Raw genomic sequence first — 15,687 nt, 5'->3', positions numbered from 1 at the left:
TTGCTTTATAATTAATTTTAGTATGTGATTTCATTGCAGATAAATTATACTAAAAAACAGGTCGAAGAGCTACCGCTCTTCGGCCTGTTTTACTTTTATGGGCTTTTTATTTTGAAACAGCCCCTTTATTATAGAAAAATTACCACAATGATATGGTAACTATTATATAATAACTAGCTGTTTTTCTGTGTTATCATCTATTAATAGAGAAAGAGTTTTATTATTATATGAGAGGAGCATTAATTATGGTAGATATTATAGATAAAGATTTAATTGAACCTGAACTAGATTTATATAGTAAAGAAGATATTATTAAACATTTAGCATTTTTAATGGATAAGAAAAATAGACTAAAAAATGTAAGTGAATATATAAAATCCGTTATTGATAGAGAAAATTTAACAAATACTTATGTAGGATATGGTGTTGGTATACCTCATGGTAAGACTGATGCAGTGAATGTTCCTACTTTAGCTTTTGCTAAAATTAAGAATCCAGTTATATGGGGTGAGGAAGAAGATTTAGCTAATCTAATATTTATGATAGCTGTTCCTGAAAAGTCTTCATCTAATGAGCATTTAAAGATATTAGCAGCATTATCAAGGAAACTAATGGATGAAGAATTTAAAGAAAAATTGCTGGTTACAAATAGTAAAGATAATCTTATAAAAATTTTGAATGAGGTATTTGAGTGATTGTATCATTATTTGAAGTTTAATGTAGTTAGAAATACTTATTTTTAGAGATTATTTTAATAAAATAATATTAGGAGGGTGCTTGAGATGAATAGGGAAGTTAAAAATATTAGAACTTATCTTATGACAGGTGTATCTTATATGATTCCAATTGTAGTTATTGGTGGTGTGTTGATTGCATTAGCCATAGCCTTAAGTGGTATAGAAGCAGGAACAGGAGCTAATATTACTAATCCAATACTTGTGAAAATGAATAGTATAGGTGGACTTGCCCTTGGGCTAATGGTTCCTGTATTGTCTGGATTTATTGCATTTGGAATAGCTGATAGACCAGGTTTAGCTCCTGGGTTAGTAGGAGGAGCTTTAGCTAATGAAATAGGGGCAGGATTTTTAGGAGGAATTATAGCAGGCTTTGTAGCAGGATATGTGGCAAGATGGATAAAATCTTGGAAGGTTCCACAACAATTGAGAGCAATAATGCCTATATTTGTGATACCTTTAATAACTTCACTAATAGTAGGAACAGTCATGTATTTAATAGGTGCACCAATAGGAAAATTAATGAATTCCATGACTTATGGATTAAAAAGTATGAGTACTAAAAATTCAGTGGTATTGGCAATTATTATAGGCGCTATGGTAGCTTTTGACATGGGGGGACCAGTTAATAAAGTAGCTTTTATGTTTGGAGTTACATTAATTGGAGAAGGAATATATATAGTTATGGGAGCAGTTGCAGTTGCAGTTTGCATACCACCTTTAGGAATGGGTATAGCTTCATTAATTAGTCCCAATAAATATACTAAAGTTGAAAGAGAGGCTGGAAAGGGAGCTATAATGATGGGGTTGATTGGTATAACAGAAGGTGCTATTCCCTTTGCAGCAGCAGATCCATTAAGAGTCATACCATCTATAATGGTAGGTTCTTCAGTAGGTTCTGCAATTGCAGCTATAGGAAAAGTTGGAGATCATGCACCTCATGGAGGACCAATAGTATTACCTGTAATTGATAATAAACTTATGTTTATAGTATCTATACTAATAGGTGTTGCAGTAACTGCATTTATGGTTAATATTTTAAAAAAGGAAGTTATAGAAAAAGAAGAAGATGATGAATCCACAGATATAGTTGTAGAGTTTGAATAGTTTATAATTAGAGAGGTGGTTAATATGAAGATATTGGCGGTAACAGCTTGCCCAACAGGAATTGCTCATACTTATATGGCAGCAGAAGCATTAGAGAGAGAGGCAAAAGCTAGAGGATATGATATAAAAGTAGAAACTCAAGGTTCCATTGGAATTGAGAATAAAATAACATCTGATGATTTAGTAGGGGCTAATGTGGTGATTATTACAAAAGATATGGCTATAAAGGGAAAGGATAGATTCAAGGATATTCCTATAGTAAATGTAGATATTGGTGATGTTATAAAGAAGACTGGTCCCCTTCTAGATATGATTGTCAAAAAGATATCTGAAGATTAGTTCTCTTGTCTAAGGAGGAATTTTGTGAACATTAGATTAAAAGAAATCCTAAGAATACTTCTTATTTCTACAAGTCCAATAACCGTAAATAAAATATCTGAAGAACTTGGAGTTTCAAATAAAACTATAAGGAATGATTTGGATAAACTAGATGACTATGTTGAAAGGGAAGGACTTTTATTGATAAGAAAAAGAGGAGTAGGTATAAGCATAGAAGGACCAAATAAAACTAAGGTTTTACTTCTTGAAAAGATTAAAGATAAGGATGTAGTTTATATAGAGCCTTTCTCTCCAAATGAGAGGAAGGCTTATATTCTTAAAGCCTTATTTTTGAATGGAAAAAATATAACTTATAGAAAACTTGCTGAAGAACTCTATGTTAGTACCAACACTATTTATAAAGATTTAAAAAAAGTAGAACAATGGCTCGAAAACTACAATCTTATGTTGGATAGAAGAAGAAATTATATAGATATTATTGGTGAAGAGGCAAACTATAGGAAGGCAATTTCTAATTTTATACAAGAGATTAAAAAGCCTAATAATATGAAAGAAGAATTCTATAGTGAATATGATGGTAGAATAGATTACAATACTTTAAAGCAACTAAAGGTTCTTATGAATTTAGATTATAAAGCTATAGAAGAATTATTAGTAGATATAGAGAAAGAATTGGACTTCAAATTTTCTCAAGAAGCCTTTATCAATTTAATAGTTCATATAGCTATATCCATAAAAAGGATTCAGGAAAATAAAGATATTACTATGTCTAATGAAACATTTAATAGTATCAATCATACAGAGGAATTTAGATGTGCCAAAGAAATGGCCAATGAAATGGAGAAATTATTTAGTATTAAAATACCCAAATTTGAAATAGGATATATAACTCTCCATATTTTAGGTAGTAAAAGACATGAAAAAGAATTAGAAAATTTAAATTTTTCTTTTGAAGAAACAAATGGTTTTAAGTTGCCATTAATAATGGCGAAAAATATAATAAATATAGCTAGTGAAGCTTTAAAAATTGATCTCACTAAGGATCAAAATCTTCTGAATGGATTGGTTTTACATTTAAGACCCACCATAAATAGGTTGAAATATGGACTTACACTAAAAAACCCCATATTAGATGAGATAAAGGAAGATTATCCAGAAATATATGGTGTATCTTGGATGACTAGTGTGGTTTTTGAAAAGTACTTAGATATAAAAATACCTGAATCAGAAATTGGGTATATTGCTATTCATATAGGGGCAGCTGTAGAAAGGAATAAGAAGAGAATAAGATGTCTTGTTGTATGTCATACAGGAATAGGAACTTCCCAGCTTTTATTGGCTAAATTAGAAAGACGATTTAAGGAGCTAGAAATAGTAGGTGTGAGATCATCAACAAAACTTAATACATATAAACTTAAAGATATAGATCTTATTATTTCTACAGTACCTATACAAGAAAATAAAGAATCTTTAATTGTTAGTCCTATTTTAAATGAATATGATATTGAAAGGTTAGAAAATTTTATCTTTGATTATTATAATATGACAGTTTATAAATCGGAAGATTTGTTATGTAAGGAAATTTTTTTTAGAAGATGTAAATTTTCAAATAAAGAAGATATTTTATTTGAAATGTGTCAAACACTAAAAGAAAGACAATACTTAAAAGATGGATTTGAGGAAACCGTTATTAAAAGAGAAAGAATTATGACTACGGAAGTAGGAAAGAAATTTGCGATTCCCCATGGAGATCCTAAAAAAGTTCAAAAATCTTGTATAGCTCTGGCTGTGTTGGAACATCCTGTTATATGGAAAAATGAATATGTTGAATTTATTCTAATGGTGTGCTTAACGGAAAATGATTTATATAAGGGACAAAGTATATTTAGAAATCTTAACTATTTTATGGACCAGGATGAATTTTTAAAAAAATTGAAGGCAGGATATAAGAGTGCAAAAGATGCATTAGACAGATTAGAATCTAATTGAAAATACTTTATTATAAAATGAAACTAAAACCTCATTTAAAAAATTCTTTAAATTGTAGTATAATTTAAAGAGGGAGGTAAATTTTATGTTTATTAAAAATGGAGAAAAAGATATAGAATTAGATGAAAATATAATATTTAAAAATAAAGTTCCAATATTGGTTAGAGATGAAGATTGGCTAAAGCTGTTTAATCAAGTAGATGATAAAGATATTCAAGATTGCAAAAAAGAATTGGAGGAACTATTAGAAAAACAGAATAAAATTGAAAGAGAAATTTCCCATTGGCATAAAGAGAAATTAAAATGTATGAAAATGATACTAGGTATTTCAGATGCAGTGAACAATGATGAAAAAGTTGAGTCAGTAGGACTCTTAGATGAATATAAAGAGAAAATATATTGGATAAATGAAACTATAGATGAATTGACCTTTAAACTAGAAAGCTTTCCAAAAGAAATAAGAAAATCAAACTATGAACTTTTGAAAGCCACTGTAAACTATGGATATAGTGAACTAAAAAGTAAAGAAGAAAGACTATCCAATGTAGTAAGAGAGCTAGAAGCTTTAAGGGAAAGATTAAGAGATCTTATAAATGAAAAGCATGATTATGAAGAGTGGATAGACAATAACTATACTTTTTTACATCGAATATTGGGAAACAAAGAAATTGAGAAATTAGATAGAGAGATATTTGAATAGAGAGGTAGAGAAGATAAAATGATTCAAGGTATAGGAATAGATATAGTGAAATTAGAAAGGATAGAAAAAATTATTAAAACAAAGAAAGAAAGATTCTTTGGAAAAATTTTTACTCCTAGAGAAATAGATTATATTAGAAATAAAAATGAAAATTCATGCACTATTGGAGGAATATTTGCGACTAAGGAAGCAGTGAGTAAGCTATTAGGTACTGGTATAGGAAAAATTAGTTGGAATGAAATTGAAGTTTTTCATAATAATCTTGGTAGGCCTTACGTAAAATTATATGGGAAGGCTCTTTTCATAATGAATGAGAAAGGTATTAAAAATATTCATTTATCTATAACTCATGAAAGTGAATATGCAATAGCCATGGTAATTGGCGAGGGAGGAATGAAATCTATAAAATATATGAAAAATATATTGCCAATAAGAAAAAAGGATAGTCATAAGGGTACTTTTGGAAGAGTAGGTATAATTGGAGGAAGTACAGGAATGACTGGTTCAGTATATTTTTCTAGCAAGGCTGCTTTAAGAAGTGGAAGTGGATTAGTTTATACAATAGCACCTAAGTCTCTATTAAATATACTATCTATTAAATTAACAGAGGCCATAATAAAACCAGTAGAGGACAATAATAAAGGGAATATTACTTTAGATAGTTTAGAAGGTATAGAAAAGAACATTAAAGGTTTAGATGCTATAGCTTTAGGTCCAGGAATGGGCGTAGATGATGAAAGAATTAAAGTAGTAGAAGAAATACTTAATATGACTGAAAAAACAATAGTATTGGATGCAGATGGATTAAATTGTGTATCTCAAAAGCCAGAAATTTTGATTAAAAGGAAAGGAATAACTATTATAACTCCCCATCCAGGAGAACTTTCTAGACTACTTAATACAAGTATAGAGGAAATACAGAAGAATAGGATAAAATACTGTAAAATAGCTTCTCAAAAATATAATACAATAACAGTCCTTAAAGGAGCAAACACAGTAGTTTCCGATAATGAAGGAAAAGTATATATAAATGAATCAGGAAATCCAGGTATGGCAACAGCAGGTAGTGGAGATGTTCTTACAGGTATTATAACTAGTTTCATAGGTCAGCAAATAGAAGAATATAAATCAACTATTCTAGGTACTTATATTCATGGTCTTGCTGGTGATTTATCTAAAGAAGAAAAAGGAGAGTATGGGTTAATTGCAGGAGATATTTTAGAAAATATTCCATATGCAATAGATTTAGTTTATAAAAATTCAAATTGAGGGATGAGAAATATTATATGAAAAAAGTATTAGTTGGTATTATATTTTTAATTGTTATACTTGGGATGACTTCTTGTAAAGAGCCAACTAATGAAGAAATTTTAAATGGTTTAAAAAAAAGTATAGATAGTTTTGAAAGCTATGAATCTGTATCAAAGGTAATAGTTAAGAGCAATAAGGGAGAAACATCGTATAAATTTAATGAGACATATATAAAACCAGATAAGATTAAATTAGAAATTATTGAACCAAAAGAGAGTCTAGGGTGTATAATTATATATGATGGCAATAAAATCTTTTTAAAACATCCTAGTATAAATCAAACTATTTCTATGGATAATATAAAATCTTTAGACAAAAGTTTTTTTATAGGAAATTTCTATGAAAACTTAAGCCTTTGTGAGAATCCTCATATATCTACAGAAAATATAGAAGATAAAGAATACATAATATTGACAATAAATTTGCCAAATCAAACTGAATATAGATATAAACAAAAAATATGGCTAAATAAAGAGGATTTTGTCCCATATAAGTTGAATTTATTAGATAAGGATGGAATGGTTAATACAGAAGTATATTATGAAAAATTTAAATATAACAAAGTATTAGATGAGGACATTTAAGGAGGTCGCCAAAGATGAGTAAATTAGAAGAACTAAGGCCTGTTTGGACTGAGATTAATTTAGATAATTTAGCTCACAATATTAAAGAAGTAAGAAGAATTACTAAAAAAGAAGCATTGGTAACAGCTGTAGTAAAAGCTAACGCTTATGGTCATGGTTCCATAGAAGCATCAAAAGTGTTTCTTGAAAATGGAGCTGATAGGTTAGCAGTTGCTACACTATCAGAAGGAGTAGAACTGAGGAGGGCAAGTATAAAAGCACCAATATTAATATTAGGATTTACTCCAGAAAACCAGCATAAGATAGCTGTGGAAAACGATATTACTGAAACTATCTATAGTTTAGAGTCTGCAGAAAAATTATCTAAAACAGCTAGTAGATTAAACAAAAAAGGAAAAATTCATATTAAGGTAGATTCAGGCATGGGAAGAATAGGTTTTAGAGCAGAAGAGAGTTCTATAGATGACATAGAAAAAATATATAAACTTCCTAATATAGAAATTGAAGGAATATTTACTCACTTTGCTAAAGCTGATGAAGTAGATAAAGGATACACTAAAGAACAATATAAAAATTATAAATGGATTATAGATAGATTAAAGGATAGAAATATAAATATTCCTATTAAGCATGTATCAAATAGTGCTGCAACCATAGATTTGCCAGAATATAATTTAAATATGGTAAGAGGCGGAATAATGATTTATGGTCTTTATCCTTCAAAGGATGTAGATAAGAAAAAAGTAAGTTTAAAACCTGCTATGACCTTAAAAGCTAAGATATCTCATTTAAAAGAAGTTCCTGAAGGTACAGGAGTTAGCTATGGTCAAATATTTGTTACAAAAAGAAAAAGCAAAATAGCTACAATCCCTATTGGATACGCAGATGGTTTTACAAGACTTTTAACATCTAAAGTAGAAGTATCTATAGGTGGCAAGAGAGTACCAATTGTAGGAAAGATATGTATGGATCAGTGTATGATCGATGTAACAGATATTGAAAATGTAGAAGTAGGAGATGAGGTTGTATTATTTGGAGATGGAAAAAATGGAGCTCCTCATATTGATGAAATAGCAGAGAAATTAAATACTATAAACTATGAAGTTGTTTGTATGGTTGGAAGGAGAGTTCCTAGGGTCTATATAAAGGATGGCAATATAGTTAAAATTTTAGATTATTTATTAGATTAATCTAAAATTTGTATAATATGTCTTTAAATTTGACACAATGATAATAAACAACTATAATTATTCTGTATATGTTTTCGTCATTTTTATATCATATTTTTTTATTCTATTAATATATTTTTAATGGGGCTTATTTATGGGATTGGTTAATGGGGGAATCTCTAAAAGGCTTGGGGGTGCAAATGTTAATGGCTGAAACTAAAAGGATTATGATAAGTTTGCCTAATAGCTTATTAGAAGAGGTTGATTTTATAGTCTCCATGGAAAAAAAGAATAGAAGTGAGTTTGTGAGAGAAGCAATGAAATTATATATTAGAGAAAAAAGAAGAGTAGAAATTTGTGAAAAGCTTAAAGATGGCTATAAAGAAATGAGCAAAATAAATTCGGCTTTAGCAGAAATAGGATTAGAAGAAGATATGAGAGAACTAGACAGTTATGAAGCAAAACTTACAGGGTCAGGGTGTGAAAAAGTGTGATAGTTAAAAGAGGTGATATTTTTTATGCCGATTTAAGTCCTGTAGTAGGGTCAGAACAAGGGGGAATTAGGCCGGTTCTTGTAGTACAAAATGATATAGGAAATAAATATAGTCCAACGATTATAATAGCTGCAATTACTTCTCAAATTAATAAGGCTAAACTTCCAACCCATGTAGAAATCAAAGCTACAGAATATGGCTTACCTAAAGATTCAGTAGTTTTATTGGAACAAATTAGAACTATTGACAAAAAGAGATTGAGAGAGCGAGTCGGCAAATTTAGTGATGAAATGATGGTTAAAGTAAATGAATGTTTAAAGATAAGTGTTGGACTTGTAGATTTATAAGATAAAATAAGCATGAATTCATGCTTATTTTTTTGTGAATAAAATTATTTTAAACTTGGGAAATTTCCAGGGAAATATAATAATATAATTATTTGAAACCTTGCTGATATATAGTATAATTTAATGAAGAAGTGTTAGTAAATAGTTCTTGAAGATAAAGGCAATACTAATATATATGTAAAGTAGATTTCGAAAGGAGTTAGAAAGTGAATATATTACATATAATTTTCAGCATAGAAAAAGGTGGTGCGGAAACTTATTTATTCAATATAGTGGAAAATATGAAGGGAGATATGAATTTTTTTGTCCTTTGTGACCACAAAGGAGGAAACCATAAAAAAATTCAAGATATTTGCAAAAATGTGGATATTATAGATATGAAAAATCCCTTTGATTTGAAAGCTGCAAAAAAAGTAGCTAATTATTGTAAAGAAAATGATATTCATATAATTCAGACCCATTTTTTAAGGGAAAATTATATAGCGGTACTTTCCAAATTATTTAATCCTAAAATAAAAATTGTTTGGACAGCCCATCTAATAGCAGATAATAAGGGAAAAATAAAATTTTTCAATAAATTATTTTCTGGATTTGTAGATAAAATAATATGTGTTTCAGAAGCTGTAAAAAAATCATTGATAGAGGAAGGAATATCTGAAGCTAAGCTTCAAGTTATATATAATGGCGTTGATACAAAGCACTATAAGCCTATTGAAAATAATTTTTTTAAAAGTAAGATGTCTTTAAATGATAGTACTTTAGTTTTAACTACTATATCTAGATTCAATAAAGAAAAGGGTCATAGTTTTTTAATAGATGGCATAAGAGAGTTAGAAAAATATATCGAAAATTTTAAATTGATATTAGTAGGAGAAGGAGAAGAACAAGAAGCTATAAAACAAAAAGTGAAAAAATATGAATTAGAAGAGTATATTATGTTTTTAGGATATAGAGAAGATATTTTGGAAATTTTATCTATTACAGATATATACATATCACCTTCAAAAAATGAAGCGATATCTTTCTCCATACTGGAGGCGCTATCTTCTGGAAAAGTTGTAGTAGCAACGGAAGTAGGTGGAGTGCCTGAAATATTTAAAAAGGGTGATATAGGGGTATTAATTCCTTATGGAGAACCAGAGGTATTTGCTCAAGCAATTGTCCATTTATATACTAATGAAAAAGTTTATGAAAAGAAAAAAATGAACTCTAGAAAAATAGTTGTAGATAATTTTTCATTAAATAAAATGGTAAAGGAAACTTTAAATTTATATAATGAACTATTGAATGAATAATGAACAAAACTATTAAATGAAGGAAGGGGTGAACCTATCAAAATGATAGGTTATTATAATGAAAGTATTACATTTAATTAGTGGAGGAGACACTGGTGGTGCTAAGACCCATATAAATAATCTTTTAGTAGAATTAGATAAAATGATTGATTTAAAAATGATTTGTTTTATTGAAGGAGAATTTTTTTATGAATTGAAGGCAAAAGGTATAGATATTGAAGTTTTCAAACAAGAAAAGAGATATGATATGTCAATAATGTCTCGTCTTAAAAAGGAAATAGAAAGGGAAAATTATGATATAATACATTGCCATGGTGCAAGAGCAAATTTTATTTCTATGTTTTTAAAGAGAGAATATAATATACCTTTTATAACTACAATTCATAGTGACTATAAATTGGACTTTAAAGACAATTTTTATAAAAAGATTGCATATACAGCAATGAATACTATAGCTTTGAAGAAATTTGATTATTATATAGCTATTTCCACAAATTTTAAACAAATGCTTGTAGATAGAGGATTCAATAAAAATAATATATTTACAGTTTATAATGGAATAGATTTTAAAGATAATATAAAATATATTCCTAAAGAAGAATTTCTAAAAAGGTATAATATAAACGCAGAGAATAAAATTATAGTTGGAATTGCAGCCAGATTAGATTTAGTTAAAGATCATGATACTTTTATAGAAGCAGCTTATAAAGTACTTCAAACTAGGAGGGACATTATATTCTTAATTGCAGGAGATGGAAATGAGGAAAAAAGACTTTTATCCAAGGTAAAAGAATTAAAAATAGAGGATCATGTTCATTTTTTAGGATTTGTAAAAGATCCCTATTCATTTTTCAATGCTATTGATATAAATGTTCTGACATCGGTAAGTGAAAGCTTTCCTTATGTAATATTAGAAGGGGCAAGATTTAAAAAGCCTATCATAAGTACCAATGTAGGTGGAGTAAGTGATTTAATAAAAGATGGGGATAACGGCTGGCTAATAAATATAGGGGACAGTGAAGCTTTATCAAAATATATAAAGTATTTTCTTAATGATGAGGCTAAGATAAAAGCTTTTGGAGAGAATCTTTATATGAATGTAAAAAATAAATTTTCTTCACAAAAGATGGCTTTAGATCATTTGAGAATATATGAAAACATTATACAAACTAGGAGGATGAGAAATGAAGATAATAAATGAAAAAGGGAAATTATTTGGTATTATAAATATAGTAGATTTAATTGTGCTAGTAGTTATAGTATTACTTATAATTGGAGGAACGAAGTTATTTAGAAGTCCTGAAATAGAGGTAGAAGAGGATGTAAAAGGGGAACAAAAAGAAGCTTTAATTACATTGGAAGTTGAAAATGCTGAAAAATTTATTGTTGATGGATTAGTGGTTGGCGATAATTTGTATAATGATGAGAAAGAGACTGAGTTTGGAAAAATTATAGATAAGAAAACAGAAAATCAAAAAGAAAAAATTAAAGATTCAGATGGAAACTGGGTATATAGAGATATTCCTGATTCATATAAAGTTATTCTCACTATTGAAGCTAAGGCTGAGGATACACCCAAGGCAATTAGGGTAGGAGATAGTGCAGTAAGAGTTGGCGGTGAACTTGTACTAAAGAACAAAAAAGTAAGAATGGCAGCAAGAGTTGTTGAAGTAAAAGTGGAATAATATTGGAGTGATATTATGTATGATAGTGTTACATTAACAGTATTATCAAATATTTATAATGGAATCAAAAGAGGTTATGAATATAGTTTGTTTAAAAAAGTTCTTATTAAAATAAGTAAAGTATTTAAATATTTGAGTAAAGGCTCTTGGTTTGTAAGATTCTTTACTTCTGATAGAAAAATATTAGAAGAAAGTTTATTTTATAAATTATATTGTAAATTTCTAGATAATGTATATAAATTTATTAAATACTTTAATAAAGCTGCAAACAGATGGAAGGAAAATAGTATTATATACATTATTATTTCTAGATTATTTAAAGATAAAAGAAAAACCCAAGATACATTCCATATATTCTTAATGTTTTTTGGATTGACATTATTGTTTTTAAATATTTTTAAAGGACAAATTTTCGTTAAAACTAATATATTATCAATATTTATAGTATTTATATCCTTATTAGGAATTAAAAATGGCTATGAAGAAGGAATTAAGGAAAGCTTAATATTAAAATTTATAAAAGGTTTTGTTTCAATAGATGAGGGAGGGAGAAAATAGTGGTAGAAAATTTGAAGAAGAAAGAATCAATACTCCCTATACTAGTAGGTATATTTTTTGGCTTGATTTATTTTAAATTGCCTATAAATATATTTATAGTTTTATTTTTAGGATTTATTATAATGGTAGCTACCCTTTATAATGTAAAGATAGGAATATACTTATCTGTGTTTTTAATGCCCTATTTGCCATTTACTTTGGCCTTGATTTTTATGTTATTTGTTTTTTTTGCTTATATTTATAAGGGGATTTTTAAAAAAATAGAACCTTTTTCAAGAGATCCAATAGATATACCTATAGCTTTATTTATCATTACAATAATTATATCTACTTTAACATCTATTGATCCAAAGGGTAGTCTTAGAGATTTAGTTTTTCATTTAATATCCATAGGGTTTGTATTTGTAACAGTAAATAATATCAAAAATAAGAAAGATTTAAATATTCTATTTAATATTTTAGTTATTACTGCTACCTTAGTAGCATTGTATGGTATATATCAATATAAAATACAATTAAAAACAACTGATATTTGGCTAAGTAAAAATACCAGTTCAGGAATTGTAACTAGAGTATTTTCTGTATTTGATAATCCAAATGTTTTAGCAGAATATTTAATTATGATACTTCCAATATCAATGTCACTTTTTTACAATTCTAAAAAGGTATATAAAAAATTGACTTTCCTTTTGACTACAGTTATTTTAGCGGGCGGACTAGGTTTAACATACTCAAGAGGTGGATGGTTAGGATTTATCTTTAGTGTTTTAATTTTTGTTTTTCTTGTTGAAAAAAGGCTATTTTTTGTATTTATACCTTTAGGAATATTGATACTACCTTTTCTTCCTCCTACTATTTTAAATAGGATTAGAAGTATAAATGATTTAGGAGATTCATCTAATCTTTCTAGATTTCAAATATGGTTAACAACTATTGAAATTATAAAGGACAATTGGATTGCTGGAGTAGGACTCGGGAGCAAGGCTTTTATGCACGCCTATAGATCTTATAGTAGTGAGACTTTCACTTATTATCATTCCCATAATACTTATCTTCAAGTTGCAGCAGAAATGGGAATTGGAGGAGTAATAGTTTTTTTAATGCTTATATTTATAATATATAAATATACAGTTAAAAATTTAATTAAATATGAAGATAGATGGATAAAGGTTTCAGCGGCAGGAGTACTTTCAGGATTATCTGCAGTTTTTATTCATAGTCTTGTAGATGATATATTTTTCATGCCTGAGACTATAATAACTTTCTGGACCTTAATATCCTTTATACTAGTTCTCACAAAAATATCTAAAAATGCCAAGGAGATTAGTTAAATATTTTACTGGATATTTTAAGGAGTAGATGATAATATGGAGAATATAAAGATATTTGGGACGAGAGTAGATAAAATTACTCAAAAAGAGGCAATTAAGAAAGTTGGAAAGTTTTTACATGAAGATGAAATGAAAGCTATATATACTCCCAATACAGAGATAATAATGGAAGCTAGGGAAGATAATTTTCTAAGGAAAGTATTGAATAGTGGAGATATGGTCATACCTGATGGAATTGGACTTATATATGCATCAAGAATAAAAAAAAGACCCCTTCCAGAAAGAGTTACAGGATTTGATTTATCCATAAATATGTTAGAATTAGCTAATAGAGAAGGTTATAGTGTTTTTTTATTAGGTGGTAAGGAAGGCATAGCTAAAAAAGCTGGAGAAAATATAATTAAAGAATATCCTAATATTTCAATAGCAGGATACAATAATGGATATTTTAAAGGTTCTCATACTGGGACTCCTGGAGATTTGGAGGAGTTGGAAGTTTTAGATAAAATAAATAATACAAATCCTGATATATTGTTTGTAGGATTTGGGGCTCCTAAACAGGAAAAATGGATATATTTAAACAAGGATAGGTTAAATTGTAGGGTGGTTATAGGTAATGGAGGAACTATAGATATACTTGCAGGTAAAGTAAAAAGAGCCCCAGAAATTTATCAAAAATTGGGATTAGAGTGGCTTTATAGACTTGTAAAAGAGCCATCAAGAATAAAAAGGCAAATTGTTCTTCCTAAATTCATGCTTAAAGTTATATTTGAAAAAAATGTAATTGAGTAATATGGGAGGGGTTCTATGGAAAATAAAGAGAAATGGTATACGGAAGTTTTATCATATTTAGGTATTACCCTTGGAGTATTTTTAATGGCAATATCTTTGAACTTTTTTTTAGAGCCTAATACAATAGCACCAGGTGGTGTAACTGGATTGGCTATTATAATCAAAAAAAGTACAGGTATACCTGTATATATTATAAATTTGCTTATAAATATACCTTTATTTATATTTGGTATAATTAGATTAGGTAAAGCATTTGGAGCTAAAACATTATTTGCTACATTAGGACTTTCTTTTTTTCTGAAATTTGTACCCTATGAAATAGTAACCCATGATTTACTCTTGTCTGCTCTTTTTGGAGGAGTCATTATGGGATTAGGTCTTGGTCTAGTATTTAAATTTGGAGGGACTACAGGAGGCACAGATTTAGCAGGAGCTATACTAAATAAGTCCTTTCCAGCTATAAGTATACCAACTTTTATGATGGCAATAGATATGTTTGTAGTTATTGTAGCAGGAATTGTAGATAGAAAAGTAGAGACATCTCTATATTCAATTATTTCTCTGTATACATCGGTAAAAGTTGTAGATTTAATGCTAGAAGGTATAGGTTATTTGAAGGCCTTTTTAATAATCACTAATAAACCAAAGGAAATAAGTAAGGCCATTATGAATGAATTGGAAAGAGGAGTAACCCTTTTTAAAGGGAAAGGTATGTACACTGAAGATGATAAGGATATTTTATTATGTGTAGTGAACAGATCCCAATTTACGAAGGTGAAAGATATAGTCAATACAATAGATACATATGCCTTTGTTATGGTGACAGAAATGTATGAGGTTATAGGAGAAGGATTTAAAGAAATTAAAAAATAGATGGGAGGAAATTTAATGAACAAATATAAGGAGTATCAAGGCATAGCAAATACACTAAGGATAGATATAATAAAAATGCTTGAAAAATCAAAATCAGGACATCCTGGAGGTTCCCTTTCAGCATGTGAAATATTAACTGCCCTTTATTTTAAAGAAATGAACATTGATCCTACAAATCCTAAAAAGGATGACAGAGATAGATTTGTTTTATCAAAGGGACATGGAGCACCAGTACTTTATGCTGCATTGGCGGAGAAAGGATATTTTCCAAAAGAAGAATTAAGCAGCCTTAGAAAAATAGATTCCATGCTACAAGGTCATCCAGATATGAAAGGAACTCCAGGTGTAGATATGACTACAGGTTCATTAGGTCAAGGAC

At 28.6% G+C, this 15,687-nt stretch carries 17 protein-coding genes and 1 pseudogene; all 18 read left to right on the top strand.

The window, feature by feature from the left end; all coding sequences use genetic code 11:
• The first annotated feature begins 245 nt into the window (after nucleotides 1-245).
• Nucleotides 246-695 carry a PTS sugar transporter subunit IIA gene (locus tag NSA23_RS16175; protein ID WP_042680914.1) on the top strand — a complete coding sequence of 150 codons (450 nt, stop codon included), beginning with the start codon at nucleotides 246-248 and terminating at the stop codon, nucleotides 693-695.
• Nucleotides 696-782: 87 nt separating this feature from the next.
• Nucleotides 783-1,841 carry a PTS fructose transporter subunit IIC gene (locus NSA23_RS16170; RefSeq protein ID WP_042680912.1) on the top strand — a complete coding sequence of 353 codons (1,059 nt, stop codon included), beginning with the start codon at nucleotides 783-785 and terminating at the stop codon, nucleotides 1,839-1,841.
• 24 nt (nucleotides 1,842-1,865) lie between these two features.
• Nucleotides 1,866-2,180 (top strand): PTS fructose-like transporter subunit IIB, encoded by a 315-nt coding sequence (locus NSA23_RS16165; protein ID WP_042680910.1) that lies wholly within the window; start codon nucleotides 1,866-1,868, stop codon nucleotides 2,178-2,180.
• A 24-nt stretch (nucleotides 2,181-2,204) separates the two neighbouring features.
• The gene (locus NSA23_RS16160) at nucleotides 2,205-4,169 is read left to right on the top strand and encodes a BglG family transcription antiterminator (RefSeq protein ID WP_050069766.1); all 1,965 of its coding nucleotides are present in this window, start codon (nucleotides 2,205-2,207) and stop codon (nucleotides 4,167-4,169) included.
• Nucleotides 4,170-4,254: 85 nt separating this feature from the next.
• Nucleotides 4,255-4,869: a hypothetical protein gene (locus tag NSA23_RS16155; protein ID WP_042680908.1), complete on the top strand. Its 615-nt coding sequence runs from the start codon at nucleotides 4,255-4,257 to the stop codon at nucleotides 4,867-4,869.
• An 18-nt stretch (nucleotides 4,870-4,887) separates the two neighbouring features.
• On the top strand, nucleotides 4,888-6,138 hold the full coding sequence (locus NSA23_RS16150) for an NAD(P)H-hydrate dehydratase (RefSeq protein ID WP_042680906.1): 1,251 nt from the start codon (nucleotides 4,888-4,890) through the stop codon (nucleotides 6,136-6,138).
• Between the two features lie 17 nt (nucleotides 6,139-6,155).
• Nucleotides 6,156-6,764 (top strand): LolA family protein, encoded by a 609-nt coding sequence (locus NSA23_RS16145; RefSeq protein ID WP_042680904.1) that lies wholly within the window; start codon nucleotides 6,156-6,158, stop codon nucleotides 6,762-6,764.
• 14 nt (nucleotides 6,765-6,778) lie between these two features.
• Nucleotides 6,779-7,954 (top strand): alanine racemase, encoded by a 1,176-nt coding sequence (gene alr, locus NSA23_RS16140; protein WP_042680902.1) that lies wholly within the window; start codon nucleotides 6,779-6,781, stop codon nucleotides 7,952-7,954.
• Between the two features lie 185 nt (nucleotides 7,955-8,139).
• A complete protein-coding gene (locus tag NSA23_RS16135; RefSeq protein WP_042680967.1) occupies nucleotides 8,140-8,427 on the top strand; it encodes a CopG family ribbon-helix-helix protein in 288 nt (95 codons plus the stop codon).
• A complete protein-coding gene (locus NSA23_RS16130) occupies nucleotides 8,424-8,774 on the top strand; it encodes a type II toxin-antitoxin system PemK/MazF family toxin (protein ID WP_042680900.1) in 351 nt (116 codons plus the stop codon). The genes NSA23_RS16135 and NSA23_RS16130 overlap by 4 nt, the downstream gene beginning before the upstream one ends.
• A gap of 206 nt (nucleotides 8,775-8,980) precedes the next feature.
• Nucleotides 8,981-10,069 (top strand): glycosyltransferase, encoded by a 1,089-nt coding sequence (locus tag NSA23_RS16670; RefSeq protein WP_042680898.1) that lies wholly within the window; start codon nucleotides 8,981-8,983, stop codon nucleotides 10,067-10,069.
• Between the two features lie 58 nt (nucleotides 10,070-10,127).
• Nucleotides 10,128-11,270 carry a glycosyltransferase gene (locus NSA23_RS16120; protein ID WP_042680896.1) on the top strand — a complete coding sequence of 381 codons (1,143 nt, stop codon included), beginning with the start codon at nucleotides 10,128-10,130 and terminating at the stop codon, nucleotides 11,268-11,270.
• Nucleotides 11,254-11,754: a DUF4330 domain-containing protein gene (locus tag NSA23_RS16115; RefSeq protein WP_042680894.1), complete on the top strand. Its 501-nt coding sequence runs from the start codon at nucleotides 11,254-11,256 to the stop codon at nucleotides 11,752-11,754. Before NSA23_RS16120 ends, NSA23_RS16115 begins: the two co-directional genes overlap by 17 nt.
• Before the next feature lie 15 nt (nucleotides 11,755-11,769).
• Nucleotides 11,770-12,312, top strand: coding sequence for a hypothetical protein (locus NSA23_RS16110; protein ID WP_042680893.1), 543 nt, complete (start codon nucleotides 11,770-11,772; stop codon nucleotides 12,310-12,312).
• Entirely contained in the window at nucleotides 12,312-13,643 is a 1,332-nt protein-coding gene (locus tag NSA23_RS16105; RefSeq protein WP_246119191.1) for an O-antigen ligase family protein, read from the top strand. The genes NSA23_RS16110 and NSA23_RS16105 overlap by 1 nt, the downstream gene beginning before the upstream one ends.
• A gap of 36 nt (nucleotides 13,644-13,679) precedes the next feature.
• Nucleotides 13,680-14,435, top strand: a complete 756-nt coding sequence (locus NSA23_RS16100; protein WP_042680890.1) for a WecB/TagA/CpsF family glycosyltransferase — start codon at nucleotides 13,680-13,682, stop codon at nucleotides 14,433-14,435.
• 15 nt (nucleotides 14,436-14,450) lie between these two features.
• Nucleotides 14,451-15,308, top strand: a complete 858-nt coding sequence (locus NSA23_RS16095; RefSeq protein ID WP_042680889.1) for a YitT family protein — start codon at nucleotides 14,451-14,453, stop codon at nucleotides 15,306-15,308.
• A gap of 15 nt (nucleotides 15,309-15,323) precedes the next feature.
• Nucleotides 15,324-15,687, top strand: a pseudogene (locus NSA23_RS16090) (transketolase); the annotation flags it as partial.

The sequence above is a fragment of the Anaerosalibacter massiliensis genome, from assembly GCF_024623155.1.
GTDB classification, from domain to species: domain Bacteria; phylum Bacillota; class Clostridia; order Tissierellales; family Sporanaerobacteraceae; genus Anaerosalibacter; species Anaerosalibacter massiliensis.
Note: the sequence above shows the minus strand (reverse complement) of the source record. Positions and strands in the feature narration are given on the sequence as shown.

Coding starts and splice junctions, on each gene's coding strand:
- NSA23_RS16170 (WP_042680912.1), top strand. CDS start 783: ATGAATAGGGAAGTTAAAAATATTAGAACTTATCTTATGACAGGTGTA.
- NSA23_RS16115 (WP_042680894.1), top strand. CDS start 11,254: ATGAAGATAATAAATGAAAAAGGGAAATTATTTGGTATTATAAATATA.
- NSA23_RS16155 (WP_042680908.1), top strand. CDS start 4,255: ATGTTTATTAAAAATGGAGAAAAAGATATAGAATTAGATGAAAATATA.
- NSA23_RS16095 (WP_042680889.1), top strand. CDS start 14,451: ATGGAAAATAAAGAGAAATGGTATACGGAAGTTTTATCATATTTAGGT.
- NSA23_RS16175 (WP_042680914.1), top strand. CDS start 246: ATGGTAGATATTATAGATAAAGATTTAATTGAACCTGAACTAGATTTA.
- NSA23_RS16135 (WP_042680967.1), top strand. CDS start 8,140: ATGGCTGAAACTAAAAGGATTATGATAAGTTTGCCTAATAGCTTATTA.
- NSA23_RS16165 (WP_042680910.1), top strand. CDS start 1,866: ATGAAGATATTGGCGGTAACAGCTTGCCCAACAGGAATTGCTCATACT.
- NSA23_RS16150 (WP_042680906.1), top strand. CDS start 4,888: ATGATTCAAGGTATAGGAATAGATATAGTGAAATTAGAAAGGATAGAA.
- alr (WP_042680902.1), top strand. CDS start 6,779: ATGAGTAAATTAGAAGAACTAAGGCCTGTTTGGACTGAGATTAATTTA.
- NSA23_RS16100 (WP_042680890.1), top strand. CDS start 13,680: ATGGAGAATATAAAGATATTTGGGACGAGAGTAGATAAAATTACTCAA.
- NSA23_RS16120 (WP_042680896.1), top strand. CDS start 10,128: ATGAAAGTATTACATTTAATTAGTGGAGGAGACACTGGTGGTGCTAAG.
- NSA23_RS16145 (WP_042680904.1), top strand. CDS start 6,156: ATGAAAAAAGTATTAGTTGGTATTATATTTTTAATTGTTATACTTGGG.
- NSA23_RS16110 (WP_042680893.1), top strand. CDS start 11,770: ATGTATGATAGTGTTACATTAACAGTATTATCAAATATTTATAATGGA.